This is a genomic window from Fodinicola feengrottensis (assembly GCF_039530045.1).
Classification (GTDB): Bacteria; Actinomycetota; Actinomycetes; order Mycobacteriales; family HKI-0501; genus Fodinicola; species Fodinicola feengrottensis.
In genome coordinates, this window is record NZ_BAAANY010000009.1 from 37,714 (window position 1) to 61,800 (window position 24,087).

Below are 24,087 nucleotides of genomic sequence, written 5' to 3' on the forward strand. Positions count from 1 at the left end.
GCCCTCGACTGTGCCACAGTCAGCCGCTGGGCTGGCGGTGCAGGATCAGCATTTCGCCGTAAAGGAAACCTTTGAATTCGCGGATCCGGGTCATCACCGCGTCGATGGCGGCACTCGCCTGCGCTGCCGCGGCTCGTACGGCCGTGCCCGAATGTTCCCGTAGACCGGTGGTCAGCCGGGTCAACCAGCGCCGCAAAGTGGCCAGCGCATCGGCCAGCGAGTTCACGTAGCTGATGCCGGCGGCACCGGCATGCGCGGCCACGAAACCCCATGCCGTCGCCATTTCCACCCCCACCGAGGCGGCCCAGGCCCGGATCCCCTGGATTTGCTCAAAAACATTGGCTGTGTCGGCCGGCCAACCCGTTCGCTCGTACGCGTCGACCTGCCCGCCGATGGCTTGCAGGCCGCTGATTTCCCAACCGGCGCGGGCGGGTTCCAGGGCCGTACCGTCGCTGATCTCCTGCAAACGCAGCTCCTGGTGCTGGATTTCATCGGCCTTTCCAGCGGTTCGCAGCTCGCTGGCGACTTTGTCGAGCATTCCCACCACAGCTGTGCCCATCACCGAGAAAGCTTCCGGCTCCGATCCGAAAGCGGCGCGCCAGGGAGCCACCTCGGCGACCATTCCGTCGATCAGCACGGTGACGAGGTTGATTCGGCGGACCGCATCCCAGCCGAAGCCGACCCGCTCCTGCAGTCGCCGCCACCAGAGATGATCGCCGGTCGTCGCCGGATCCAGGACGTCGTCACCGAGCGTCGCCCCCAACCAGCGCAGCCGTTCCCGCAGGTCGGCCCATGGCGGCGGTTCGCCCGTACGCACCGTCACCGCGGCCAGCTCGGACGCCACCAGCTCGGTCGGCGGCGGTGACCGGTAGAGCACGGTGTCCAGAATCGCCGGCCAGTCCAGCGAAACCACCAGCGCCAGCTGCTGCCGGGCCGGCGCGGCATCGGCCACCGCCTCGAAGGTGCCCCACAGCTCGTTGTCCGCGGAAAGTTCCCGAAGAGCGCGCGCGAGCTGTCCCGCCGAGATGAGGACGTTGGCCGAATCCTCGGCACCCAGCAACGCGTCGGCAGCCTTTCGCTGCAGGTCTATCAGCCCGGTGGCATCCATTGCGCTTCCCCTTGCCCGGCCACACAGGCGGCCGGTGTGATTACCGTACGTACGGCATCGACTTCCAGGGATCGGGCGAGCGGTCGCGGGACGTGGGTCCAACGGCACTAGTCGGGGTGTTTGCCCGCCAAACGGACCGCCGCAAGACGGGCCGCGTGGGGATATTCGGGCGGCCACCGAGTAAAGTGAAAAGAAGGATTTTCGAAATGCGCCCGGTGCTAATGCCCTGCCAGCTGCCGGATCGACCTGACAGCCGACCGGCCCGCGCCGAACAGGCCGATCGACAGCGGCACGACGATCAGCAGCAAAGCGAGCACTCCACCGACCGCGGCGAAACTCAGCGAGAATTTCGCGTCAACGATGGCCGAGGCTGACAGCACGATCAGCCGGATGGTGGCGGGCAACCGGAATACGAAGTAATACCAGGTGGCGATGATGACACCTGGGACGTACAGCACCAGGTAGCAACGGGCCCAAAAGACCTCGGACGAGCCGGCCGCGGCTATCAATTCCCGGTCGGCGTCCGACCCGCGCCTGATCAGCTGCCGGGCGATCGCGCCTTTGAGGACCCAGAGGTTCTTGCTGCCGGTCATCACCAGAAACAGCGCGTAAAAGTCGGTCCGCATATATACCGCCGTCTGTGCGACGATAGCGCCGACATTGATGAAGACGACGGCTCGTACGACCTCCGTCGCAGGCGACCCGAGCTCGGCGCCCCAAATCCTCTGCACGATCACCATAGCGGCGGAGATCGCGGCATCGATCAGGATCCCGGCGGCCAGCGGGATGGCGCGCTTCTTCGGCGAAATGGCCCACAGGCCAGTCACATCGGTCTGCGCCACGATGAAGAAAAGCCTTCGGCCAAACGAGATCCGACCGTGCACGCCGAGCCTCGCGGCGGCCAGCTTATGCGCCAGCTCATGGATAATCGTCAACACCATGGACACCGTCATGATGATGAAAATGCTCGCCAACGGGATCGTCGACGGCACCCCGTCACGATAGCTCGGACGCAGCGTCGGATCGAGTGCGAGCAGGACCAACCCGACCACCACCAGGACGCCCTGAACGGCCAGCCCCACTGGGCCGAAAAAAATCCGGCCTACTGTGCGGCCGACGGGCGCAACGGCGACAGTCGGCGGGTTTTCGTCATCGGTGAGGACACCAGCCGCCTCCAGATCGGCCAGGAAATCGGCGACGTCCACGTCTTCGCCGACAATCTTGGTCGCTTTCGCAGCGCAGTCAGCGACGGACGCGCCCGCTTGCAGCCACTGGACGATCTGGCCGCCGATCTCCGGGACGGCCACGAACTCACTCGTGCCGTGCCGCCCGAGGATGAAGCCATCGCCGTCCGGGACGACATTTATAGCCTGGTATCGGTTTGACCTGACCGAGGTGGTCATGGTCGGTTGTCTGCGCAGAGCTGGCAATCCGGGTGGCGCTCCCAGCGATGCCGATCCGACCTCATGTCGTCCGCCAGCTCCAGAACGTGATAGCAGGCCAGCGCGACCGGCGGTTCGATCCTCCTGATGAACCGCATGGCCTCCATCGCCATCAGGCCGGAAAGGACCTGAACCACCGGCCCGGTCGCCCGGTTCACGGTATCCCGGTCGAACAGCGGATCCGTCCTGATATCCCACTCCGCGTCCCGAAGCTCGTCGTTTCGGTGCAGCTCAAGGCACAATCGACAGGCCGACCGGCCCGGCTCGACGGACCAGTAGCAAAGCGTCGAATAGGCCAGCCCGCCGGCCACGTACGGTATCCCCAGCTCAACACACGCTTGGTTGACCAGCAGCTGCACATCGTCCGGGCTGTCGATCGCACAAATCACCAGATCGTGGCCGCTGGCCAGTTCCCGGATCCCAGCCGCGTCCTCGACCCGCTGGTGCACGGCATCCACCGCCGTCCCCGCGGAATAGGCCGCCGCCCAGTTCTGGGCCGCCTCGACCTTACGTTGACCAATCGTGGCGAGGCCGTACGCAAACTGCCGAGCCAGATTTTTGGTCTCCACCACGTCGAAATCGACCAGCGTGACCCGGCCGACCCCGAGGCCGACGAGTGACTGCAGGATTCCGGAGCCGAGTCCACCAGCCCCGAGCAACAGCACGCGAGCCGACTCCACGGCACGGTGTTGGTCCGCACTGCTGACGTGAAGATCAGCGAAGATGTCATAAAACCGGAGATTGCTTTGATGCCGGTCGCGGACCGCCGGCTCCAGGCTCTCGTCCGCACCAGCGCGCTGGACGATCCCCCAAGAATCGAATTCGGCCACCGCGGCGGCGATATCCTCTTTGCTCACCGGAAAACCTTGCGCACTCATGGCGAGGACAAGCTCTTCTTCGGTACGAGTACCTTCTCTCAGCAACAGCAACAGGGCCGCGACGCTGCCCTCGGCGTCCTCCAGGTGCATCCGTTCCAGGGCACGCCGGTGCACGATGACGCTTCCGTCAATCGCCTGGACGAGAATCGATTTCAGTCGCGGAATCATCAAAATTCGCCATCTCCGATAGATGACCGCCCCCGGTGGCCAGGGCGCACCAAGGGCGGTCCGCAACGATTGTTACGCGGCCTCGCCCTCGGTCTGGTGGTTGCGGGTAGCCTCGATGCGCTCGACCTTGGTGACGGTGATCTTCATGATTTCACCTCTTTTCCTTTTAGAAGTGGAATAAGCCGGATCACCGGCTCGTCGGCGACGCTACCCGCGCGGCCCGCAAGGCAGACCAGTCGTACCGCAGGTGGCCGCGATCCTCCCGATTTGCCCGCCCGATCGCGCAGACCACGGGGGCACGACGGCCAAACAGAAGGGCTTTTTTTATTGTTGCGGCCAAGATGACCGTAAGAGGGCAGCCCAGTTCGCCTGCCCGAATGCTGAATTTCTGAGTAGTAAGCCGGATTTCAGCCGAGTAGCGCAGGTGCCGATGACACCCACCTCCCGACCCGGGCACGTCGACAACCTTGTGAAAGCTTTCATTTGCCTTCGTCTCGTGCCAGAAACTGGCCGATGCCGGCCACCCGCTTCGACCTTGTGCTGGTCCAACTCGGTGATTAGCATCGCCGGTTAATACGTTTCAAAACCGAAAGGGATCGCGTCCCGGCGACGCTGCCGGGGCGGGTTCGGTCGAGGGAGTCCCGCGATGTCATCAGGATCATCGGGAACAACGTCCGCGGCGATCGTGCCAGACGACACGACAATCAGTCGCCAGCAGTGGAAATGGTCGATCCTGGCGGCGATGGCGTCCTATCTGGACGCTGGGTCGATCGTCGCGCTGGGCACCGGCCTCGCGCTCTTCAAGAGCGAGCTCGGCCTGTCCACCTTCGGCGTCGGCGCGCTGGCCGCGATTGGCCCAAACGCGCTGGGCTGCGCGGTCGGCGCCTTCATCGGCGGCCGGCTGGGTGACCGGCTGGGGCGAAAACGGATCTACAAGTGGGATCTGATCATCTACGCGTTCGGCATCCTGCTGATCGGGCTGTCCTTCAACCCGGTTTTCCTTTTCGCGGGCACGTTCATCGTCGGCGTCGCGGTCGGCGCCGACGTGCCCACGTCGCTGGCGCTGGTCGGGGAGCTGGCCCCGGCCAAGGCACGCGGCCGGCTGGTCGGGTTGACCCAGGTGGCGTGGAACCTTGGACCCGTCGTCGTGCTGGTGATGGCGCTTGTGTTGACACCACTGGGATTGCTCGGCACCCGGATCGTTTTCCTGCAACTTTTCGTCGCCGCCCTGGTGACCTGGGCGCTGCGCCGCGGGATCGCCGAGTCGGCCCGGTGGCAGGCCGCGAAAGACCAGCTGTCGCAGTTCCGGGCGATCTTTCGCGGACCCAACCTGCGCGCTCTGGTGTGGACCGCGACGATCTACACATTCTGGGGACTGGCCGCCGGCACCGCCGGCATTTTCACGCCGTACGTCATCCAGACCCTGCACGCCGGCAGCCAGGCAGCCGGAGTGGCACTGTCGTGCGCCGGCTTCGTCATCGGCATCCTGGGCACCATCTTCATTTTCATGCTGATCAACGACCGCAGCTACCAGACCCGCCGGCTGATGTGGGGCATCGGCGCGATCCTGCAGGTCATCGCGTACGCGATCTATCTGGTGTTGCCGTTCACCATTCCGGTGGTCATCGCGAACATCGTTCTCTTCGGGCTCGGCGCCGCCATCGCCGGCGAGTCGACCTACAAGGTCTTCAGCCAGGAACTCTTCCCGACCACCTTGCGCAGCACCGCACAGGGATTCACCTTCGGCCTGGCCCGTACCGCGCTGGGCATCTGGAGTTTCTTCGTCCCGGCGCTGGCCGCGGTGCGCATCGGCCCGGTGGCGTTGCTGTTGACCGCGTTCCTGGCCGTCAGTGGCATTGTCGGCTTCTTCTTCATGCCTCACACGGTCGGCAAGCCACTGGAGGAAATCGAGCGCGAGCGGGCCGCTGCCTGATGCGCGAGCTGCTGGCGCGTTTCACCGACCCAGCACCGAAATACGGACCGCTGCCAATCTGGTGGTGGAGTGGCGCCCGGCTCACCCGGGAGCGTTTGCGCTGGCAGATGGCAAAACTGGTGGAAGGCGGAGTGCGGCAGGCGGTGGTGTTGTGCCTGCGCGTCGACGACCTCGCCGGACGGACCGTCGTCGATCTGGGCGACCTCCGCGGAACAGCCGACGTGCGGATTAGTGGCCAGCTCGCCGGCCGACTGATCTGGGGACCATGGCGCACCGAGATCACCGATTTCCTGCGTCTGGGCCAGAACGACCTGGAGGTCGTCGTCCGCGGCACGCTGGCCGGGTATCTGGACGACGCCTCCCCCACCCTGGGCGTCTACGCCGGCCAGGTCCGTACCGGCCTCTTCGGTCCAGTCACCCTGCGCCAGTTGCGATCGGAAATAGCTGAGTGAGCGGCGGTCGGTCCATAGTATTTTCTATGGGACAATAGCGTCGTGCCTGTCGTTTCGTTGGATCTGTTGCGGACGTTTCACGCTGTCTATCGCGCTCGTACGCTCACCAGGGCGGCGCTGGAGCTCGGGCTGTCCCAGCCGACCGTGACCAGCCAGCTTCGCAGCCTGGAACAGGCCGTCGACCAGCCATTATTCACTCGGCAAGCGCGCGGGGTGGTGCCCACCGCGGCCGCTGACGACCTGGCGCGGCGGCTGGATGGGCCGCTGGACGCGCTGGTGGGAATCGCCGCGGAGCTTGGCCGGTCACCGGCGCTGGCCGGCCGTACGCTGCACCTTGGCGGGCCCGCGGAGCTGGTGGCCGTGAGAGCCCTGCCAGCACTGGCCGGGACGATCGCCGCCGGCGTGGCCGTGCGTACCAGCCTCGGGCTCGCCGACGACTTGTTGGCCGATCTCGCCGATGGGCGGCTCGATCTGGTGATCAGTACGGTACGACCGCGCCGCCGCGGCCTGCATTACGAGCCGTTGTGTGACGAGGAATTCGTGTTGGTCGCCGCCCCCACTGTCCTTTGTGGACTGGATTTGGCGGGCAATCGTACGAAAGCCCTTCAGGGGCTGCCTTTGCTGGCGTACGCAGAAGATTTGCCGATTATCCGACGTTGGTGGCGACACGTACTGGGGGTGCCACCCACCGGCCGCGCGGTGCTGGTCGCGCCCGACCTGCGGGCACTGCGAGCGGCCGCCGCGGCCGGAATAGGAGTCACCGTGCTGCCGCGCTATCTGTGCGCGGAGGATCTCACGGCGGGTCGCCTGGTCGAAATACTGCCCACGGAGGATCCACCGATCAACACGTTCTATCTCGCCAGCCGTACGCCAGCGAGGCAGGATCCGCACCTCGCGCACGCCTGGGACGCGTTGCTCGACGCGGCGAAATCCTGGTAGCCGGAATCTGGCGCGAAGATCAGGCGCCGACCGTCCCGTCGACGCCTTCCCGGAGGAAGTCGGCGTGACCGTTGTGGCGGGCATATTCGTTGATCATGTGCACCATGACCAAACGCAGGGACACGTCCTCTTTCCATTTCGCGTTGTGGCCCAGCACATCCAGGGACTCCGCCGCCTGCTCGATCCGGCGGGAATGCTCAACTTCGTTCTGCCAGGCCGCAAAGGCCTCGGAGCGGGTCGCCTTGGTCGCGTCGTACGCCACCTGGTAGTCATTCTCGGGCGACCACACCAGCGTGAGGTCTTCTGAATTCATGACTATCCGGAACCACGTACGCTCCACCTCGACCAGGTGCCGAACCAGCGCCAGTAACGAAAGTGTGGACGGTGGCATGGACTGCTTGCGCAGGTCCTCGTCGGACAGGTCGTCACATTTCATCGCGAGGGTGGCCCGGTGAAAATCGAGAAATCCGCGCAACATCTCGCGTTCGCCGCCGATCAGCGGCGGCTCAGGGCGTTCGGTGGTCATTGCGCAGACTTTATGCCTTGGGCTCCAACAAGACGAGCGGAATTTCACGTTTGGTCTTGGTCTGGTAATCAGCGTAGTTCTTGTGGTCCGCGACAACCAGCGGCCACAGCCGGCCGCGCTCCTGCGCGTCGGCGATCCGGGCGTGCATCGGCTCGGCCGGTTTTCCCTTGTACGCCACCTTAACCTCCGGGTTGTCCCGCAGGTTGAGAAACCACGCCGGGTGCGTGTCGTCACCACCACGCGACGCCACGATGACGATGGTGTCCCCCTCCTGCAGCGGCGACGTGAGCATCACCGACCGCTGCTGGCCGCTCTTACGACCGGTGGTGGTGAGCTCCAGGACCGGCATGTTCGCGACCCGCCACCCGGACCGGCCGCCGCTCAGCTTGAGGAAACCGCGGTGCACCGCGTTCATCGTCTTCAGAGTGAAATCGCTCGGCATGCGCGGAATGTAACCGCAGGAACCGCCTGTGTCGAGACGCGCGTCTACAGAATCACAGACGACTAGGGCGCCAGAACGTGGGCCAGATCGAACTTCACCGGCTCGTCCAGCTGCTCGTACGTGCAGGAACGCGGCTCGCGGTCATCCCGCCAGCGGACGAACTGCGCGGTGTGCCGGAACCGAACGCCCTCCATCTGGTCGTACCGGACCTCGACGACCCGCTCCGGTCGCAGCGGGATGAACGTCAGGTCCTTGCCGGCGGCCCACCGGCTGCCCTCGGAGTTGCGGGGCGTCCGGTTGCCCTCCTCCTGCTTCGCCCAGGCCCACGGGTGGTCATCGAAGGTGGTCACCAGCGGCTGCATCTCCTGGAACAGCTCCTGCCGACGGACCATCGGGAACGCGCCGATCACGCCGACGCTGGCCAGCACGCCGTCGCCGTTGAACAGCCCGAGCAGCAGCGAACCGATCCGGTCCGGGCCGCTTTTGTGCAGCCGGTAGCCGGCGACCACGCAGTCGGCCGTACGTTCGTGCTTGATCTTGAACATCGTCCGCTTGTCCGGCTGGTAGTCGCCGTCCAACGGCTTGGCGATCAGCCCGTCCAGACCGGCGCCCTCGAACTCGTTGAACCACTCGCCGGCGACCTTGTCGTCGGCGGTGGTCGGGGTCAGGTGGACCGGCGGCGCGACGGACCGGAGCAGTTGCTCGAGAGCGGCGCGCCGCTGCGCGAACGGCCGTCCCATGTAGTCGATGTCGTCGTGGGCCAGCAGGTCAAAAGCGATGAAGCGCGCGGGCGTACGCTCCGAAAGCATCGTCACCCGGCTCACCGCCGGATGGATTCGCTGTTGCAGCGCCTCGAAATCGAGCCGGTCCCCGCTCTCGCCCACCACCACGATCTCGCCGTCGATCACGCATTTTTCCGGCAACTGCTGACGGAAGGCCTCAACCAGCTCGGGAAAATACCGGGTCATCGGCTTCTCGTTGCGGCTGCCGAGCTCGACCTCGTCGCCGTCCCGGAAGATGATCGACCGGAACCCGTCCCATTTTGGTTCATAGCTAAATGCCCCAGTGGGGATGCCTTTGATTGGTTTCGCCAGCATCGGCTTGACCGGCGGCATGACAGGAAGCTGCATGGCGCCATTGTCACCAAACCCCAGCCGCTACGCGAGTTCCCCCCAGCTGAGTGTCGGAAGGCGACCGTAATGATTCGGTAAGTGGCTCCGGAGAAGGTGGGGACATCGAACAAGCCACCGCTTCCAAGGAGCCAGCAATGACCACCACCGAACTCCCCACCACCGCCACCCCGGCCGCCAGCACCAAGACCCGTCGCCGGCTGTTCCGGGTGGCCGCGATCGGCGGCACCGCGCTGGCGACCGGCACGACCTTCGCGGTGACGCACGCTTTCGGCGTCGAGTTCGCCATCACCGACCCGGGGCCGAGTCAGCTGCCGCATTTCTTCAGCATGCCGGAGATCATGATCCTCACCGTGGTCATTGGCCTCGCTGGCTGGGGAACGCTGGCTCTGCTGGAGCGAATTTCCCGGCACGGCAGGGCGATCTGGGCAGTGCTGGGCGCCGTTGTCCTGCTGCTCTCGTACGTCCCCATCGGCATGGAGACCGCCACCGGAGGCACCCGGATCATGCTCGGGGTCATCCACACCCTGGTCGCGGTTGGACTGTTCACCATGCTGCGTCGGCGGTAAACCGGTGTCTTAAATTGAGACAGTTTCACCGGACGGAGATCGACTAGGGTCGAGGAAAGATTGCTCGCCTCGACCCCGCAGGGACGACAGATGATCTTCATTACCGCGAAGTTCCGGATCCGCCCCGAAGACGCCGACCAGTGGCCGGAGATCTCCGCCGAGTTCACCGCGGCGACCCGGGCCGAGCCCGGCTGCCTGTGGTTCGACTGGTCCCGGAGCCTCGCGGATCCGACCGAGTACGTGCTGGTGGAGGCCTTTCGGGACGGCGACGCGGGCGGCGCGCACGTGAGTTCGGACCACTTCAAGAAGGCGCGGAAAACGCTGCCGCCGCACCTGGCCGAGACACCCCGGATCGTGAACGCGGCCCTCGAGCAGGACGACTGGTCCCTGCTCGGCGAGATGGCCGTCGACTAGGCAGTGTCTGGCTAGACCATGGATTCGCCGCGTACGTAGACGGCTCGGAGCTGGTGCAGCGCGGCCGGGTCGACCAGCGGGTTCCCGTCGACGGCCAGGATGTCCGCGTCGTAGCCAGCGGCCAACCGGCCCTTACGGTCGCCGAGGCCGCAGACCGTGGCCGCGCGGGCGGTGCTGGCGGACAATGCCTCGAACGGGCTCATGCCGATCTGTACGAGGTGGCCAACCCCCCAACGCAGCACGTCCGGCGGCTTGACCGGGCCGATGCCGGCGTCCGTACCAGCGACAACGGTCGCACCTGACGCGTAGAGCCGGCCGGCGTTGGCCATCAGCCCCGGCAGCCGCTTGGCGATCGGCGGAGGCGGCACGGCACCGGGAATCGGTACGAAACCGAGCGTCAGGCCGATCGCGATGCCCCGCTCGGCGATAATCCGCAGCAGGTCGTCAGGCGCCGGGTCGACGCCGTCGGCGGTGAAGAACGAGACGTGTTCCATGCCGTCCACACCCGCCTCCACCGCGTCGATGATGGCCTGCGTGCCATGTGCGTGGGCGGTGACCGGGAGGCCGAGCCGATGCGCCTCCTCGACCGCCGCGCGCAGCTCCGCCGGACCGAACTGGGGCAGCTCGGGAAGCGACCCCGGCGTGAGATTTCCGCCGCTGGCCATGATTTTGATGACGTCGACGCCCGATTCGGCATGCGCTCGTACGGCTGCTCGTACGCCCTCGACACCGCTGGCCTGACCGCCCAGGCTGTGGCAGTGGCCGCCAGGGGTGGTGATCGGCGGTCCGGCGGCGACGATGGTGGGCAGCGTCCGGTCGTACGCGCCGGCGTCCCGCAACCCGAGGCTCAGGTAGCCGCGGTCGCCCAGGTCCCGAACCGTGGTGACACCGCCCCGAACGGCGTTCCGGGCGGCCGTCGCCATCGCCACGAAAGCCGCCGCGTCATCGCGGCCAGCGAGCCGGCCGACCGGGTCGTCTGAGGAGTCGAACGCGAGGTGGACATGCGTGTCGACGAGCCCCGGCAGCAACGTCGTGTCGCCCAGGTCTCGTACGGTGGCGCCGTCGGGCGTCGCGATTTCGGTGCCAACGGCGACGATCCGGCCGCTCTCGATCAGAACCGTCGGGTTCGCCGTCAGCTTTTCGGTGGTGCCGTCGAACAACCGGGCGGCCCGCAGAACGGTGAGCCGGGGGCGTTCGGTCGCGGTGGTGGTCATGTCGACCAGCGTGCGGCCGTACGCACCTTCCGGGCGTCAGTAGTCCTACTGAAGCCCGGTACGCATCTCTAGTGTCCTGGTCACCCATGACAGAGCCGCACGAACCGCACGCCGGGAGTCGTCGTCGTGGTCGAGCATGTCGAAACCGTGCCGACCGTCTGGCACGTCGATGACCTCAAGGGACCGCCCCTGGGTGTGGGCTTCGGCCACGAACGCGGTCACGGTTTCGGCGATCGGTGGCGCTTCTCGTCCCACTCGGGTGAGCAACAGCGGCAGGTCACCCACCCCGGACAGGGCCTGTGTCGGCTGGTAGTGGGGCGGTGCGGGGGCGAGCGGCAGCACCGGTGCGAGGACGGGGTAGGTCAGCGCGACACACCGCAGCCACGACGGCGGAGCAGCCAGCCAGTCGGTGGCGAGCAGGCCGCCGCCGGAGAAGAACCACAGCGCCACCCGGTCGGGGTCCACCCCGTCCAACTTCTGGGCGTACTCGACTGCGGCCCTAACGTCCTCCACCGCGCCGTCGTAGTCAACGCTCCCGTACAGCCGGTGCTCGACCGTGACACCGACCAGGCCCCGCTCGGCCGCGGCGGCTCCATAGCCGACATACATCGGCCAGTCTCGCGGCCCCGGCCGTACCTCGGCGGGAAGCGGGCCATCGGACTGCCGACGCCGTCATCGGTCCGCGCGGGTCGGTAAATATCGAAATGAGCCTGCCTTTCTGGGCTAATTTGTGGAACGTCCAGAACAAACGGCTGCATATAGGCGGGGGTCTCAGTCACTACCGCAGTTAATCAGGTGCCCCGACACCACGCCCGACACGCCGTAGCGGCGCGAAACTGTCGTACCCCTCCGGCAGATTTGCCCCCACCCAGTGAACGGGCGGGGGGCGGGTTTGCGGACCGATGTTCAACTAAAAATTAAGGTCTACCTCTTGACCCACCCCCCGCCCCGTTCACTGGGTGGGGGTAAGAAAACAGGGTGGGTACGACAGTTTCGCGCCGCACCCGGGTTTGCCGGGTCGTCAGAGTTGCCCGATAAGTGTGCGCTCCTGTGGTGATCATGGTCGGTCGACTACCGCGACTCCTCGGAGGCGACCCAGGCGGCGATCTGCGCGCGGTTGGTGAACCCGAGCTTGGCGAGAATGTGCTGCACGTGGGTTTCGGCGGTGCGCTCGCTGATATACGCGGTGGCGGCGATCTGCCGGTTGGTCAGGCCCTGCCGAACCAACTCGGCAACCTCCCGCTCCCGGCGGCTGAGCGGTCCCTTCGCCCGGCCGGCCAACGAGCTGGCCAGCTCCTGCGCCTTTCGCGCCAGCGACAGCATGCCCAAGTCGCCCGCCCGGCTGGCCGCCAACACCGCGAGGGCAGCCGCCTCCAGCCGGTCGCCAGTACGGTTTCGCCTGGTCAGCGCATCCGCGAGCCGATAGGTGGCAGTGATCGCGTACGGCCGCATGCCGGCCTTCTCATTGATGTCGACGGCCGCCCGCAGGTGCCGGACAGCGTCTTCGTAACGGCCCATAGTGGTCGCCGCGACGCCCAGTGGCAGCCGGACCGAACCGCTGACCGCGACGATCCCGGCGCCACCGCAGACGAAGAGGTCGGCGTACGGCGACAGCATCCGGTACGCCTGCGCCGAAGTCTCGGCGTCCCCAAACTCGGCGGCCAGATCAGCGGTGCCACCGGCGGCCGGCAGCAACACGAAGCCGGGCACTGAGGCGAGCGGCGGCAACGTCCGGTAAAGCCGCAGGGCCTCGTCGCGGCGGCCAGTGGTGAGCTTCCACACGGCCCCGACCGCCCGCAGCGACGCCATCGCCATCGCATCGCCGTGCGCCTCAAGGACCTCGTCGCGCACTGCCGTCTCGTCACCGGTCATCGCCCGCAGGGACAACAAAAAGCCAAGTGACGGCAGCAAAGCGCCCTCATGTCCGGCCTGTCGCGCGAGCGCCTCGACCCGACGGCCGAGCGTCTCAGCTTCGGCGAACCGGCCACACCCGAGCGCGATAGCGGCCTGTGACCGTACGGCATGCCAGCGGGCCAGCGGCGACTTGATCCGCTCGGCCGCCGCCGCGATCGGCACCAGCTCCGCTTCGGCACGGTCGATGTCCCCCAGTTGTACGTACGCGTCGAACCGCCACAACCGGCCCCACAGGATCGCGTCGTCGTCCAACCCGCCGCCGACCTCGAGCAGGCGGTCGCCCAGCGCCAGCCGGTCACGAGCGCCGTCTGGGCCGCTGCGAGCGAACTGCCGGGCCCGGAGCGCCTCGACCAAGGCCCGCCGGTCACCCACCCGCTCGGCCATCTCGAGCGCCTCGGCCGACTGCGCTTCGGCGTGCGCGAGGGTCCGCCAGGAGTCCGAAGCCACCTGCTGGGCCAGCAGCCTCGCTCGTACGGCACTGTCCTGGGTCGGCATTGCGGCCAACGCCTCATCGCAGAGCGCCCGGCCGGTCTCGTCCCAGACGAAGTCGGTGACGCCTTCCATCGTGAGCGAAGCGCGCGCGATGGTCTCGGTGTCGCCGACCGTACGGGCGAGGTCCGCGGCCGCGAGCAGCGCTTTCCGGGCCGCGTCCACGTCGTACGCCTTGACCAGCGCTTGTGCCCTGGCCAGCAACAACCGGCAGCGGTCAGCTACCCCGAGCGGCCCGCCGGCGGCCAGCGCTCGCCCGTAAAGCGTGCCAGCCTCCTCCCAGGCGAGCTGGTCCATCGCCTGTCCGGCGGCCCGCTCGGCCCAGTCGACGGCGAGCGCCGCGTCCCCGGTCGGCAGCGCCTCCAGCAGATGGAACGCGATCTGCCCGATCCGCGCGTCCGCATCGCTGCGACCCATCAGGAATTCGGCCATCCGCTCGTGCAGCTGGAGCCGCTCGACGGTGGCCACCTCCAGCCGAGCCGCCTCGCGGATGAGGTCGTGCGCGAAGGCACCGGCGGTCAGGATCCCGGCGCCAGTCGCCTCGTCGACGGCCGCCAGCACCTGAGCCACGGACCGGTCGGCGACCGCCGCGAGCGCGGTCGGGTCCAGCTCGGACCCGAGGACGGCGGCGGCCGACACCACCGCCGCGCAGTCCGCAGACAGCCGGCCAAGCCGGGCCCGTACGGCATCCCGTACGCCCGCTGGCAGCTCCGCCGCCACCTCGCCGGAGCTGCCCAGCAGCCGCCCCAACTCGGCAACGAAGAACGGATTTCCCTGCGTACGCTCGCAAATCGCGGCGGCCACGGTGGCCGGCACGGCCCACCCGGTCACCCCGGCCAGCTGCTGCCCGACCTCGGTTTCGGTCAGGCCGTCCAGCCGGATCCGGCTGACCGCCGACTCGCGCGCCAGCTCGGCGAGGCCGGCCCGCAGCCCGCCGGTTTCGGTGTGCCGGAAGGTGCCGAGCACCGCCAGCCGGGAGCCAGCCACGTTTCTTGCCAGGTGCACCAACAAAAGTACCGACGCGGGATCCGCCCACTGCAGGTCGTCGAGCACCACCAGCAACCCGGCCGGCTGGGCCGCCGCCAGCAGGAACTCCGTCACCGCCTGGAAAAGCCGGAACCGCTCGCCCGGTCCACGGTCCGCCCGCGGATCCCAAAGCTCAACTCCGACGCCACCAGTCGCCTTCACGACCTGACGGAACGGCCAGTACGGCGGACTGCCCTCCTCTTCGGTGGCCCGTCCCCACCCGACCGTCATGTCCAGACTTTTGGCTCTTGTGACGGCAAATTCGGCGAGCGCGGTCTTGCCGACACCGGGCTCGCCGGCGACCAGCACCACTTGCCCATCGCCAGCCAGCGCGTCCCGCAGCCGGGCGTCCAGCAGCTGCCGCTCACGCTCCCGTCCGACGAACTGCCGCGCCACCGGTCCCCCTCAGCTGTGGTGAGGCTCCCAGGCTAGCCAACGCGTTGGCCGGACCCCCAGTTCGACGGCGCGAAGGTGCGCACGTACGCGATCGAGGTGTCCAGAGCCACCTCCAGCGGCAACGAATCGCGCCGGGTCTGGCTGAGCAGCAAGCCACCCTGGACCGCGGCGAGCAGCGCGAGCGCGAGCCGGTCGGGGTCCGCTTCCGGGACCAGTTCTCCCCGCGTACGCATCGCCGCGAGTCCGTCGCGCAGCAGCTTTTCCCAGCGGCCAAAGGAAGTCGCCAGCTCGTCGCGAGCCGCCGGGTCGGTCTCGGCGAGCTCGCTGGCGAGGGTGCCCAGCGGACATCCGCCCGTACAGTTGCGCTGTTCCATAACGGCAACCGCCATGTCTCGCCACTCCTGAAGGGCAGCGAAACTGTCCAGCCGGTCCAGCGCGAGCCGCTGGAAGCCGAGCACGTCGGTGGTCTGCCGCTCGATGACCGCGTGTACGAGCGCGTGCTTGTCGGCGAAGTAGTGGTAAAGCTGCGACGCGCTGACGCTCGCCTCGCGCTGGATGTCCTCGATCGTGGTCCGCGCGACCCCCTGGGTCAGCATCAGCTCCGACGCCACGCCCACGATCCGGTCCCGGGTGGCCCGCCCCTTGGCGGTCAGCCGCGCTGGTTCTGTTGCCATGCCCGCACTTTACCCGTTCTGGAGTTAGCGCTCCAATTTACCCGCAACGCCCCGCTGCTTGCGTCAGATGCAAGCACTGGGGCGTTGCGGACAGAACTCAGGCGGCGGGACGGTCGGTCAGGAGGCGGCGCCGGCGTACCGGCTCGAGGGCCGGGTTCGCGAAGGCGCCGTTGGGCTCATAGAGGTTGGCGCCGGGAGCGACGATCTCGTCGATCCGGTCCAGAGCCGCGTCGTCGAGTACGAGCGAAGCGCCCTTCAGCGCGCTTTCCAGCTGTTCCATCGTGCGCGGACCGATGATCGCCGACGTGACGCCCGGGTGCGCCACCGTGAAGGCGATCGCGAGTTCGGGCAGCGTGCAGCCAAGGTCGTCGGACAGCTCGACGAGCTTCTCGACGGCATCGAGCTTGGCCGCGTTCGCTGGCAGCGTCGGATCAAACTGGTTCGGGCGCAGCGCGGGCCGGCCGGTAGTCATGTCAATCGGCTGGTTCTTCCGAAATTTCCCAGACAGGAAGCCAAAAGCGAGCGGACTCCAGACAAGTACGCCCATCCCGTACCGCTGAGCGACCGGCAGCACCGACTTTTCCACCCCACGGGCGAGGATCGAATACGGCGGCTGCTCCGTACGGAACCGCATCAGGCCGCGCCGCTGGGCAACGGTGTGCGCCTCCACGATCTCCTCAGCCGCGAATGTCGAGCAACCAAAAGCGCGGATTTTCCCCTGTTGGACGAGATCCGTCAGCGTCGACAGGGTTTCCTCGATGTCGGTTTTATAGTCCGGCCGGTGAATCTGGTAAAGGTCGATCCAGTCGGTCCGCAGCCGCTTCAGGCTTTCCTCGACCTCCCGGACGATCCAGCGCCGGGAGTTTCCGCTCCGGTTCGGACCTTCCTCGCCGACCGCGAAATGCACCTTGGTGGCGAGTACGACATCGTCGCGGCGCCCCTGGAGCGCTTTGCCGACGATCTCCTCGGACTCTCCGGCCGAGTACATGTCAGCGGTGTCAACGAAGTTGATGCCCTGGTCGAGGGCGGTGTGGACAATGCGGACGCAGTCGTCGTGATCGGGGTTGCCGACCGCGCCGAGCATCATGGTGCCGAGGCAGTGGACGCTCACCTCGATGCCGGTGCCGCCGAGAACGCGGTAACGCACAGTGTTGCTCCTTTTGTGGTCGTACGTGATCACGCCTCACGCTAGAACCTAGAGTCGACTCTAGGTCAAGCCCGATAGCGCCCCAGTTCCGGCACCGTACAAACGATCAGCGCGACCGCACAGACCGTGAGCGCGCCGCCTACCCCCATCGCCCAGCGAGCTCCGAAACCCGCGCCGGCGAGTCCGTGCAGCACGTTGCCCAGCTGCGGCCCGCCGACCAGGACGACGGTCAACGCGCCCTGGATCCGCCCGCGCAGCGCATCGTCCGTGTACGCCTGCGAAATCGCGTTCCGGAACGTACTCAAAACGAAGTTCACCGCACCGCCCACCAGCAGGGCCAGCACGGCGAGCCAGAGCTGGGCGGCCAGCGCGAGCAGCACGACCGCGACGCCCCAGACCATCGCCGCGCAGGCCATCAACGCGCCATGCCGGCGTGCTCGGGTGAAAGTGCCCGAGACCAGTCCGGCGGCGAAACCCCGGCCGGGAAAGCGGCATAGAGCAGTCCCAAGGCGAAACCTCCGCCGTACGTACGCGCCGCCAACTCCGGGAAGAGAGCCACTGGATTCCCGAAAACCATCGCGGCCAGGTCCACACCAAGAATCGCCACCAGCAGACGGTGGGTGAGCAGGTAGCAGCAACCTTCGGTCACCTGGCTGACAACGGAGGCTGCGAGCTGTCGGGGAACCGCCGGAATCGCGGGCAGCCGAAGGATCGCCCACAGGACCATGAAAAGTGCCAGCATGTCGAAGAAATAGAGCCATCCCAGCCCGACCATTGGGATCAACACGCCGGCGAGCAGAGGCCCGACTATCGCACCGCAGGAGCGGACCAGCGAGCTGAGGCTGTTCGCGGCCGGCAGCAGCTCCACCGGCACCACCCGGGGCACCGCGGCACCCATTGTTGCCAGCGTGACGCCAAAACTCACTCCTTCGCATGCCACCAGTGCCATCAGGACCACGACCGACCGGACGTTCCCCACGGCCTGCAGCCACAGCAGCAAATACGTCACCGCCAGCCCCGCCTGCGCGATCACCAGCACCCGGCGCCGATCCAACGTGTCCGCCAGCACGCCACCCCACAGCGCTGCCACCACCAGCGTCAAGAACGAGACCGCCGCCGCACCGCCCACCGCAGCCGACGAGGCGGTCATCGCGAACAGCTGGTTCGGGATGGCGATAATGCTGAACGAACCACCCACCGCCGACACCACCGACGCGAGCCACAATCGGCGGAACGCCGGAATTCGCAGGGGTCGTACGTCGACGGCGTAGTCCAGCAGCGTCACACTTTCACCACGTCGGCGACGACGCACGCGATGTTGTCCGGCGCGCCCGACTCGTACGCGAGCCGGATCAACTCGTCCACGATCCGTGCCGGTTCGCCCGGACCGGCCAGTGCGGCTCGCAGCGAACTTTCCTCCACCACTCGGGAAAGGCCGTCAGAGCAAAGCAAATAACGGTCTCCCGCGACCGCGGAATGCAGCGAGAAGTCCGGTCGTGGCTCGGTCTTACCGCCTACTGCCTGGACCAGCAGTGCCCGGTCGGGATGCGACTCGGCCTCGGCGGCGGTGAGCCGGCCTTCATCGACCATTGCCTGCACGTATGTGTGATCGTGGGTGAAGTGGAAAAGATCGCCCGCACGCAACAAGTAGGCACGCGAGTCACCAACATGGACGAGCGCCAGTCGGGTGCCCGACCACAACGCGGCGGTGAGCGTGGTCGCCGCCTTCGCGCCGATTTCCCGGACCGCCTCGGTAGCGCGGTCGACCGCGTCTGCCAACACATTCAACAACTCCGCGGTCGGTACGGCCAGATTTTCCAGCGGTTTCAACGCGTTCACCGCCGCTTCGCTGGCCAACCCGCCGGCCCGGCCGCCGACGCCGTCGGCCACCGCCCACAGCCGCTCGCCGGCAAAGGCGATGTCCTCATTGCTCGTACGCACCATCCCGACCGCCGACCTAGCCGCGTACCGAATCGCCAGCGCAGCCTCCCCAATATCGGTGTCCCGCCCGGAAAGATGGTCGATCAGAAACGTGGCGAGCTGTTCGCGAGCGGCCGTGTCCGCGACCACCCGCTGCCAGTACGCGGCCACCTCGCTGGCCGCGGCGGCCGCCGGCAGCTCGCAAACCAGCCGGATCCGCGCCAACGGCATGTCCAGCCGGCGCAGCCACGCGATCAGCCGGGCCCGCTCGACCTGCGCCGGATCGTAATAGCGATAGCCGTTGCCCTCGTCCACCTCGGCCGGCCGCAACAACCCCAGCTCGTCATATAGTCGCAGCGCCTTGGCCGACAACCGCGCCATCCGGGCAAACGCCCCAATCGTCACCAGCTCCACAGTCAGCTCCTTCCGGCCGGTGTCCCGATGGTGCGGCTTCCCCCGGGGACAAGGTCCATCCTCGAGCCCGAGCCGGCCAGTTCGGACTGGTTGAGCGCCGCTCGGGCTGTGAAAGAGTGGCCTGCGGGGACCCCGGCACGGAGGTAGGAAATGGCACGGATTCTGTTCAGCGGCGGGAAGGTCTTCGACGGCAGTGGCGCCGATCCGGTGGCCGCCGACCTGGTCGTCGAGGGTGACCGGATCGTCGAAATCGGCGCTGGCCTTCACGGTCCGGAGCAGGTCGTCGACTGCACCGGCATGACTTTGTTGCCTGGCCTGATCGACTGCCATGTGCACGTGACGGTTTCGGACGTGACCATCAAAAGCCGGGTGGAGAACCCGTTTTCGTACCAGTTCTACCAGGCCGCCCAGAATCTGGCCCGTACGCTCGCGGTCGGCATCACCACGGTACGAGACGCGGCCGGGGCCGATCTGGGCATCAAGAAAGCGGTGGAAGATGGGCTGATTCCTGGTCCACGCATGCAGATCGCGGTCTCCATGGTGAGCCAGACCGGCGGCCACGGCGACGGCTGGATGCCGTCCGGGCTCTGCCTGCCGCTGGGCGTGCCGCATCCAGGCCGACCGAGCGGCATCGCCGACGGGCCGGCCGAAATTCGCAAGGTGGCGCGGGAAATCCTGCGAGCTGGCGCGGACGTGATCAAGGTCGCCACCACTGGCGGTGTGCTGTCGCCGACCGACGACCCGCGGCACACCCAGCTGACGCCGGCCGAGCTGGAGGTGCTGGTCACCGAGGCGGCGATGCAGGGCCGGTACGTGATGGCCCACGCGCAGGGCACCGAGGGCATCAAAAACGCCGTACGAGCCGGCATCCGGTCCATCGAGCACGGCATCTACCTTGACGACGAAGCGATCGAGCTGATGCTCGCCAACGGGACCTGGCTGGTGCCCACGCTGGTCGCGCCGGTCAGCGTGATCAGGGCCGCGCAGGCCGGCGCAAGTGTGCCGGAATCGGCTGTGCGCAAGTCAAAAGAAGTCATCGAGGTCCACGTCGACTCGGTCCGCCGGGCGGTCGCAGCGGGTGTCAAGATCGCGATGGGCACCGACAGTGGGGTCGGTCCGCATGGCACGAACCTGGACGAGCTGCCGCTGATGGCGGGCTGCGGCATGAGTCCCGGCCAGGTGCTGGCGGCAACCACGTCGTCGGCCGCTGAGCTGCTCGGCTACGGCGACCAGTTCGGCCGGTTGGCCACCGGCTATCGCGCCGACCTGGCGATCGTGGCCGGCGATGCGTACGAGCTGAACCACCTCGCCGCGAATGTCAGCCAGGTGTGGAAAAACGGACAACTGGTAGCCCGCGACGGACAGCTGGTTTAAGACACCGCCGGCATTCCAGGACGGATCTTAAAGACGTTCGCCAGCCTGAACCGCAAAGGAAACGCGGTTGCCGGGCGGCGCGAGCGGGCATTGCCAGGCGGGGTTATAGCGACAGGACGGGTGGTAAAGGAAGTTGAGGTCGACGACCAGGCTTTTCGCCCCGCCGCCAAGATCGGCGCTTTTGGCTGTGTCCAAGAGATAACGGCCGCCACCGTAACTGGTGTCGGCAGCGGTGCCATCTCGTAGTGGCAGGAAAACTCCGCCCGCATATTGCCTGAGCCACCACACGTCCACGCGCGAGCCCAACAACTCCACCTGACCGATCCGGCGCATGGTGGTGGTCCCCTCGCCGTCTGTCGGCACATCCAACGTCGTCGCGTCATCGACGAGCAGCAGGTCCAGCTCGAACCGCAGACTCGGGTCGTACGGCCAATAAGGCACACCAGTCTCGCGCATCGGGTGGTCGTCGGTGAGCGGGCTCTGCGAGTGCCGCTGGAACAGCTCGTCCCGGCCGGCCCGCCACAGCGCGTGACCATCCGCCGGGTTTTTGGCCGCTCGTACGGCCGCGTAAAGCTCAGCCACCCGGCGACGCCAGTCCAGCAGCGCGAGATCCGATACGTCCGAGTCGGGCAGTGCCGCCACGGGCTCCTCCTCCGGTCGTCGACCAGCGTTCGCAACTGGCGGCAGAACGGTTCCATGGAAAAGTGGGAGCGGCAAGCCCACCCGCGACCGGATCGAGAGACACCCGTGGCTGACTACCCGCAGATGATCGTCGCGACCGACCACATCGAGCCGTGTCCTCGCCGGGTGCGCGGCTTCCTCGGCGGGCAACTGGTCTTCGACACGACGCGCGCGCTCTACGTCTGGGAGTGGCCGAGCTATCCGCAGTATTACGTGCCGGTCGCCGACGTGAATCCCGAAATGCTGGTGGACGAGCAGCACACCCAGAGGCTGAAGCGCGGCACCGCGCGCCGGCACGGCCTGCGGGCGGGCTCTGTCGTACGACCGGAGTCCGCGCGGGTCTACGGCGACGACGCGCTGGCGGGGCTGGCTGGCACCGTCCGGTTCGACTGGGCGGCGCTGGACGCGTGGTTCGAGGAGGACGAGCAGGTTTTCGTCCACCCGCGCAGTCCGTACACGCGCGTCGACGCCCTCCGGTCGACCAGGACCGTGCGCGTCGAACTCGAAGGGGCGGTACTCGCCGAGTCGTCGTCTCCAGTGATGGTCTTCGAGACCGGGCTGCCGACTCGCTACTACCTCAACCGGACTGACGTGAATTTCGAGCACCTGGTGCCCACCGACACCGTCACAGCGTGCCCGTACAAGGGAAATACCAGTGGCTACTGGTCGGTCAAGATCGGTGACGCTCTGCATGCGGACCTGGCGTGGGCGTACGACTTCCCGACCCGCCAGCTGCTGCCGATCACCGGCCTGATGGCCTTCTACAACGAGAAAGTCGACATCAGCGTCGACGGCAGCGCCTTGCCGCGGCCCGTCACCCACTTCTCCTAACAGCGCATTCGCCCAGGTCAGCGGAACCACAGTCGGCCGTAAGCGAGACGGCAGTGAGCTGGCGCATGCTGAATGGGTCAGATCTGAGCGGGTCAGATCGCCACGAAGGAGATGTTCCCCGATGAGAACGAGCACCCCCGGGGTCAGCCTCGGAGTCCGATAGCGGCTGCGAATGGGATCGACACGAGCGGATGCGACCGACGGGGGCGCATCCGCTCCCATGCGGACAGAATCGGTGACGGTCAGCCGTAAAGGCTCTGGCCGAAATTCAGATATGTGCAACGATCGAGCCATGGCTGTCTTCTCGTTTCCCGACCGGCACCGGGTCGCGGTGCTCGTACGACATGGCCTGCTGCCCATCGAGCTAGGGATCGTGCACCGGCTCTTCGGGCAGGCCCGGTCGGCCGCCGGCGAGCCGCTGTACGAGGTGGTGACCTGCTCGCCGACGCCTGGCCAGGTGTGTACGGACGCGGATTTCACCATTACCGTCACGCACGGCCCCGAGGCGCTGGCCGAGGCTGAGACCGTGGTCGTACCGGCCGCGACCGCCGACTACGAGCCGCGCGGCTCGCTCTCACCAGAACTTTCCACCGCGTTGAAGACCATTCGACCAGGCGCCAGGATCGCGTCGATCTGTACGGGCGCGTACGTGCTAGCCGCCGCCGGCCTGCTGGACGGCCGGCCGGCGACCACCCACTGGCGGTCGGCTGACCAGTTCCAGCTGCTCTACCCGCAGGTAAAGCTCGACCCGGACGTGCTCTACACCGACGACGGCGACATCCTCACGTCGGCCGGCGTGGCCTCGGGCATCGACCTGTGCCTGCACATGATCCGCTCGGACCACGGCACGGCGGTCGCCAACGCGGTGGCCCGCGGCACGGTGGTGCCTCCGCATCGCGAGGGCGGTCAGGCGCAGTACGTACACCGACCAGTGCCCGAACCGCAGGTCTCGTCCACCGGCACCGCCCGCGGCTGGGCTCTCAACCACCTGCACCGGCCGCTGACTTTGCTTGAGCTGGCGAAAAAAGAGTCGATGAGCGTACGAACCTTCACTCGCCGGTTCCGGGAAGAGGTCGGGATCTCGCCGGTCCAGTGGCTGACCCAGCAGCGCGTCGAACGGGCCCGCCACCTGCTGGAGGAGACCGACCTGTCGGTCGACCGGATCGCCGCCGACGCCGGTTTCGGCACCGCCGCCTCCCTCCGCCAACACCTGCAAACCGCCCTCGGCGTCTCTCCCAGCGCTTACCGCAGCACCTTCCGGCTCGTCAGAAGCTGACGCTTATTGGGGCATCGACTTGAGGACGTCGTCCGGCACGATCAGGTCGGCGCGAGTTCGGGTGCCGGCGACCAGGTCCGCATTGCGTTGATCCGTGCCGTACGCCCAAGCCATCGCCGCGTTGTGGGGCTTGCCGAACTGTTCGTGCCGGGCGACCAGTCGGTCCAGCCGGGTTTGTTCGGCCAGGTCACAGAACCAGGCCTCGTCGAGCTCGGCCCGGACCGGCGCCCAGGCCGGTTCGTCGACCAACAGGTAGTTGCCTTCGGTGACGACCAGCCGGGCATCCCGGGTGACCGGCAGACTGCCGGCGATCGGCTGCTCGATCTCGCGTTCGAAGCCCGGTGCGTAGACGATTTCCTCGTCGTCGGCCCGCAATCGACGCAACAGTGCGACATAGCCGGCCGCGTCGAAGGTGTCCGGAGCGCCTTTGCGGTCCCGCCGGCCGAGCCGATCGAGCTCGATATCGGCCAGGTGGAAGCCGTCCATCGGCACGTACGCGACCCACGACCCGATCCACGCCGAGCCGGCGGCGGCACCGAGGAGCTCGGCGACCAACGCCTGCGCCAGCGTGGACTTGCCGGCACCGGGCGCGCCGGTGATGCCCAGCACGGACCGTTTTGGGTTGGCTCCGACCAAAACACGGGCCCGGTCGGCGAGCGAGACGAGGTTCATGCGTCAGACATACCCGCGGTCGGTCACGAGATCTCCTTGCGATAGGCGAGAAACCACC

Annotated in this window: 24 protein-coding genes; 8 read left to right on the forward strand and 16 right to left on the reverse strand. The window is 67.1% G+C overall.

Annotated features, from left to right (window positions below; all coding sequences use genetic code 11):
- Positions 1 to 19: 19 nt before the first annotated feature.
- The 3 genes from ABD301_RS12720 to ABD301_RS12730 form a co-directional block, all read right to left on the reverse strand.
- Positions 20 to 1,108 carry a hypothetical protein gene (locus ABD301_RS12720; protein ID WP_344310115.1) on the reverse strand — a complete coding sequence of 363 codons (1,089 nt, stop codon included), beginning with the start codon at positions 1,106 to 1,108 and terminating at the stop codon, positions 20 to 22.
- A 218-nt stretch (positions 1,109 to 1,326) separates the two neighbouring features.
- Entirely contained in the window at positions 1,327 to 2,511 is a 1,185-nt protein-coding gene (locus ABD301_RS12725; RefSeq protein WP_344310117.1) for a hypothetical protein, read from the reverse strand.
- The gene (locus tag ABD301_RS12730; RefSeq protein WP_344310119.1) at positions 2,508 to 3,596 is read right to left on the reverse strand and encodes a HesA/MoeB/ThiF family protein; all 1,089 of its coding nucleotides are present in this window, start codon (positions 3,594 to 3,596) and stop codon (positions 2,508 to 2,510) included. Before ABD301_RS12730 ends, ABD301_RS12725 begins: the two co-directional genes overlap by 4 nt.
- A 646-nt stretch (positions 3,597 to 4,242) precedes the next feature.
- Here ABD301_RS12730 and ABD301_RS12735 point away from each other — a divergent pair.
- Genes ABD301_RS12735 through ABD301_RS12745 form a run of 3 tightly spaced genes read left to right on the forward strand, consistent with a single transcriptional unit; the run spans position 4,243 to position 6,920 of the window.
- Positions 4,243 to 5,529 (forward strand): MFS transporter, encoded by a 1,287-nt coding sequence (locus ABD301_RS12735; protein ID WP_344310121.1) that lies wholly within the window; start codon positions 4,243 to 4,245, stop codon positions 5,527 to 5,529.
- The gene (locus tag ABD301_RS12740; RefSeq protein WP_344310123.1) at positions 5,529 to 5,981 is read left to right on the forward strand and encodes a hypothetical protein; all 453 of its coding nucleotides are present in this window, start codon (positions 5,529 to 5,531) and stop codon (positions 5,979 to 5,981) included. Before ABD301_RS12735 ends, ABD301_RS12740 begins: the two co-directional genes overlap by 1 nt.
- A gap of 42 nt (positions 5,982 to 6,023) precedes the next feature.
- On the forward strand, positions 6,024 to 6,920 hold the full coding sequence (locus ABD301_RS12745; RefSeq protein ID WP_344310125.1) for a LysR family transcriptional regulator: 897 nt from the start codon (positions 6,024 to 6,026) through the stop codon (positions 6,918 to 6,920).
- Positions 6,921 to 6,939: 19 nt separating this feature from the next.
- Here the strand turns inward: ABD301_RS12745 and ABD301_RS12750 are convergent, their stop codons facing one another.
- The 3 genes from ABD301_RS12750 to ABD301_RS12760 form a co-directional block, all read right to left on the reverse strand.
- Positions 6,940 to 7,446: a DinB family protein gene (locus ABD301_RS12750; protein WP_163569482.1), complete on the reverse strand. Its 507-nt coding sequence runs from the start codon at positions 7,444 to 7,446 to the stop codon at positions 6,940 to 6,942.
- 10 nt (positions 7,447 to 7,456) lie between these two features.
- Positions 7,457 to 7,888, reverse strand: a complete 432-nt coding sequence (locus ABD301_RS12755) for a nitroreductase/quinone reductase family protein (RefSeq protein ID WP_163569483.1) — start codon at positions 7,886 to 7,888, stop codon at positions 7,457 to 7,459.
- 62 nt (positions 7,889 to 7,950) lie between these two features.
- Positions 7,951 to 9,018: an ATP-dependent DNA ligase gene (locus tag ABD301_RS12760; protein ID WP_344310127.1), complete on the reverse strand. Its 1,068-nt coding sequence runs from the start codon at positions 9,016 to 9,018 to the stop codon at positions 7,951 to 7,953.
- 137 nt (positions 9,019 to 9,155) lie between these two features.
- On the opposite strand from ABD301_RS12760, the gene ABD301_RS12765 reads away from it, so the two are divergent.
- Together ABD301_RS12765 and ABD301_RS12770 are read left to right on the forward strand one after the other, a co-directional pair.
- Positions 9,156 to 9,587, forward strand: a complete 432-nt coding sequence (locus tag ABD301_RS12765) for a DUF6069 family protein (protein ID WP_163569484.1) — start codon at positions 9,156 to 9,158, stop codon at positions 9,585 to 9,587.
- Between the two features lie 90 nt (positions 9,588 to 9,677).
- On the forward strand, positions 9,678 to 10,001 hold the full coding sequence (locus ABD301_RS12770) for a putative quinol monooxygenase (protein WP_344310130.1): 324 nt from the start codon (positions 9,678 to 9,680) through the stop codon (positions 9,999 to 10,001).
- A gap of 11 nt (positions 10,002 to 10,012) precedes the next feature.
- Here ABD301_RS12770 and ABD301_RS12775 read toward each other — a convergent pair whose 3' ends face one another.
- The 8 genes from ABD301_RS12775 to ABD301_RS12810 form a co-directional block, all read right to left on the reverse strand.
- Positions 10,013 to 11,215 (reverse strand): amidohydrolase family protein, encoded by a 1,203-nt coding sequence (locus ABD301_RS12775; protein WP_344310132.1) that lies wholly within the window; start codon positions 11,213 to 11,215, stop codon positions 10,013 to 10,015.
- A gap of 45 nt (positions 11,216 to 11,260) precedes the next feature.
- Positions 11,261 to 11,824, reverse strand: coding sequence for an alpha/beta hydrolase (locus ABD301_RS12780; protein ID WP_344310134.1), 564 nt, complete (start codon positions 11,822 to 11,824; stop codon positions 11,261 to 11,263).
- Positions 11,825 to 12,286: 462 nt separating this feature from the next.
- Entirely contained in the window at positions 12,287 to 15,040 is a 2,754-nt protein-coding gene (locus tag ABD301_RS12785; protein ID WP_344310136.1) for an ATP-binding protein, read from the reverse strand.
- Positions 15,041 to 15,072: 32 nt separating this feature from the next.
- Positions 15,073 to 15,714 (reverse strand): TetR/AcrR family transcriptional regulator, encoded by a 642-nt coding sequence (locus ABD301_RS12790; RefSeq protein WP_163569486.1) that lies wholly within the window; start codon positions 15,712 to 15,714, stop codon positions 15,073 to 15,075.
- Positions 15,715 to 15,811: 97 nt separating this feature from the next.
- Positions 15,812 to 16,861 carry an aldo/keto reductase gene (locus tag ABD301_RS12795; protein WP_344310139.1) on the reverse strand — a complete coding sequence of 350 codons (1,050 nt, stop codon included), beginning with the start codon at positions 16,859 to 16,861 and terminating at the stop codon, positions 15,812 to 15,814.
- Positions 16,862 to 16,926: 65 nt separating this feature from the next.
- Complete coding sequence (locus tag ABD301_RS12800; protein ID WP_344310141.1) at positions 16,927 to 17,277, reverse strand: hypothetical protein; 351 nt, start codon at positions 17,275 to 17,277, stop codon at positions 16,927 to 16,929.
- Positions 17,277 to 18,146 (reverse strand): MFS transporter, encoded by an 870-nt coding sequence (locus ABD301_RS12805; protein ID WP_344310143.1) that lies wholly within the window; start codon positions 18,144 to 18,146, stop codon positions 17,277 to 17,279. Before ABD301_RS12805 ends, ABD301_RS12800 begins: the two co-directional genes overlap by 1 nt.
- Positions 18,143 to 19,195, reverse strand: a complete 1,053-nt coding sequence (locus ABD301_RS12810; RefSeq protein WP_344310145.1) for a MerR family transcriptional regulator — start codon at positions 19,193 to 19,195, stop codon at positions 18,143 to 18,145. The genes ABD301_RS12805 and ABD301_RS12810 overlap by 4 nt, the downstream gene beginning before the upstream one ends.
- Before the next feature lie 150 nt (positions 19,196 to 19,345).
- Between ABD301_RS12810 and ABD301_RS12815 the strand changes: the two genes are divergently transcribed.
- Positions 19,346 to 20,569, forward strand: coding sequence for a metal-dependent hydrolase family protein (locus ABD301_RS12815; RefSeq protein WP_344310147.1), 1,224 nt, complete (start codon positions 19,346 to 19,348; stop codon positions 20,567 to 20,569).
- 27 nt (positions 20,570 to 20,596) lie between these two features.
- On the opposite strand, the gene ABD301_RS12820 is transcribed toward ABD301_RS12815, so the two are convergent.
- A complete protein-coding gene (locus ABD301_RS12820) occupies positions 20,597 to 21,211 on the reverse strand; it encodes a DUF1684 domain-containing protein (RefSeq protein WP_279581107.1) in 615 nt (204 codons plus the stop codon).
- Between the two features lie 54 nt (positions 21,212 to 21,265).
- Here ABD301_RS12820 and ABD301_RS12825 point away from each other — a divergent pair, with 54 nt between their 5' ends.
- Positions 21,266 to 22,081: a DUF427 domain-containing protein gene (locus tag ABD301_RS12825; protein WP_163569488.1), complete on the forward strand. Its 816-nt coding sequence runs from the start codon at positions 21,266 to 21,268 to the stop codon at positions 22,079 to 22,081.
- A 292-nt stretch (positions 22,082 to 22,373) separates the two neighbouring features.
- The gene (locus tag ABD301_RS12830; RefSeq protein ID WP_344310151.1) at positions 22,374 to 23,357 is read left to right on the forward strand and encodes a GlxA family transcriptional regulator; all 984 of its coding nucleotides are present in this window, start codon (positions 22,374 to 22,376) and stop codon (positions 23,355 to 23,357) included.
- A gap of 3 nt (positions 23,358 to 23,360) precedes the next feature.
- Here the strand turns inward: ABD301_RS12830 and ABD301_RS12835 are convergent, their stop codons facing one another.
- Positions 23,361 to 24,029, reverse strand: coding sequence for a nucleoside/nucleotide kinase family protein (locus tag ABD301_RS12835; protein ID WP_344310153.1), 669 nt, complete (start codon positions 24,027 to 24,029; stop codon positions 23,361 to 23,363).
- Positions 24,030 to 24,087 lie beyond the last annotated feature (58 nt).

Bases quoted from the DNA above. Each gene is read 5' to 3' on its own strand.
- ABD301_RS12720 (WP_344310115.1), bottom strand. From the start codon at position 1,108: ATGGATGCCACCGGGCTGATAGACCTGCAGCGAAAGGCTGCCGACGCG.
- ABD301_RS12725 (WP_344310117.1), bottom strand. From the start codon at position 2,511: ATGACCACCTCGGTCAGGTCAAACCGATACCAGGCTATAAATGTCGTC.
- ABD301_RS12730 (WP_344310119.1), bottom strand. From the start codon at position 3,596: ATGATTCCGCGACTGAAATCGATTCTCGTCCAGGCGATTGACGGAAGC.
- ABD301_RS12735 (WP_344310121.1), top strand. From the start codon at position 4,243: ATGTCATCAGGATCATCGGGAACAACGTCCGCGGCGATCGTGCCAGAC.
- ABD301_RS12740 (WP_344310123.1), top strand. From the start codon at position 5,529: ATGCGCGAGCTGCTGGCGCGTTTCACCGACCCAGCACCGAAATACGGA.
- ABD301_RS12750 (WP_163569482.1), bottom strand. From the start codon at position 7,446: ATGACCACCGAACGCCCTGAGCCGCCGCTGATCGGCGGCGAACGCGAG.
- ABD301_RS12755 (WP_163569483.1), bottom strand. From the start codon at position 7,888: ATGCCGAGCGATTTCACTCTGAAGACGATGAACGCGGTGCACCGCGGT.
- ABD301_RS12760 (WP_344310127.1), bottom strand. From the start codon at position 9,018: ATGCAGCTTCCTGTCATGCCGCCGGTCAAGCCGATGCTGGCGAAACCA.
- ABD301_RS12765 (WP_163569484.1), top strand. From the start codon at position 9,156: ATGACCACCACCGAACTCCCCACCACCGCCACCCCGGCCGCCAGCACC.
- ABD301_RS12770 (WP_344310130.1), top strand. From the start codon at position 9,678: ATGATCTTCATTACCGCGAAGTTCCGGATCCGCCCCGAAGACGCCGAC.
- ABD301_RS12775 (WP_344310132.1), bottom strand. From the start codon at position 11,215: ATGACCACCACCGCGACCGAACGCCCCCGGCTCACCGTTCTGCGGGCC.
- ABD301_RS12780 (WP_344310134.1), bottom strand. From the start codon at position 11,824: ATGTATGTCGGCTATGGAGCCGCCGCGGCCGAGCGGGGCCTGGTCGGT.
- ABD301_RS12790 (WP_163569486.1), bottom strand. From the start codon at position 15,714: ATGGCAACAGAACCAGCGCGGCTGACCGCCAAGGGGCGGGCCACCCGG.
- ABD301_RS12800 (WP_344310141.1), bottom strand. From the start codon at position 17,277: ATGGCCTGCGCGGCGATGGTCTGGGGCGTCGCGGTCGTGCTGCTCGCG.
- ABD301_RS12815 (WP_344310147.1), top strand. From the start codon at position 19,346: ATGGCACGGATTCTGTTCAGCGGCGGGAAGGTCTTCGACGGCAGTGGC.
- ABD301_RS12825 (WP_163569488.1), top strand. From the start codon at position 21,266: ATGGAAAAGTGGGAGCGGCAAGCCCACCCGCGACCGGATCGAGAGACA.
- ABD301_RS12830 (WP_344310151.1), top strand. From the start codon at position 22,374: ATGGCTGTCTTCTCGTTTCCCGACCGGCACCGGGTCGCGGTGCTCGTA.
- ABD301_RS12835 (WP_344310153.1), bottom strand. From the start codon at position 24,029: ATGAACCTCGTCTCGCTCGCCGACCGGGCCCGTGTTTTGGTCGGAGCC.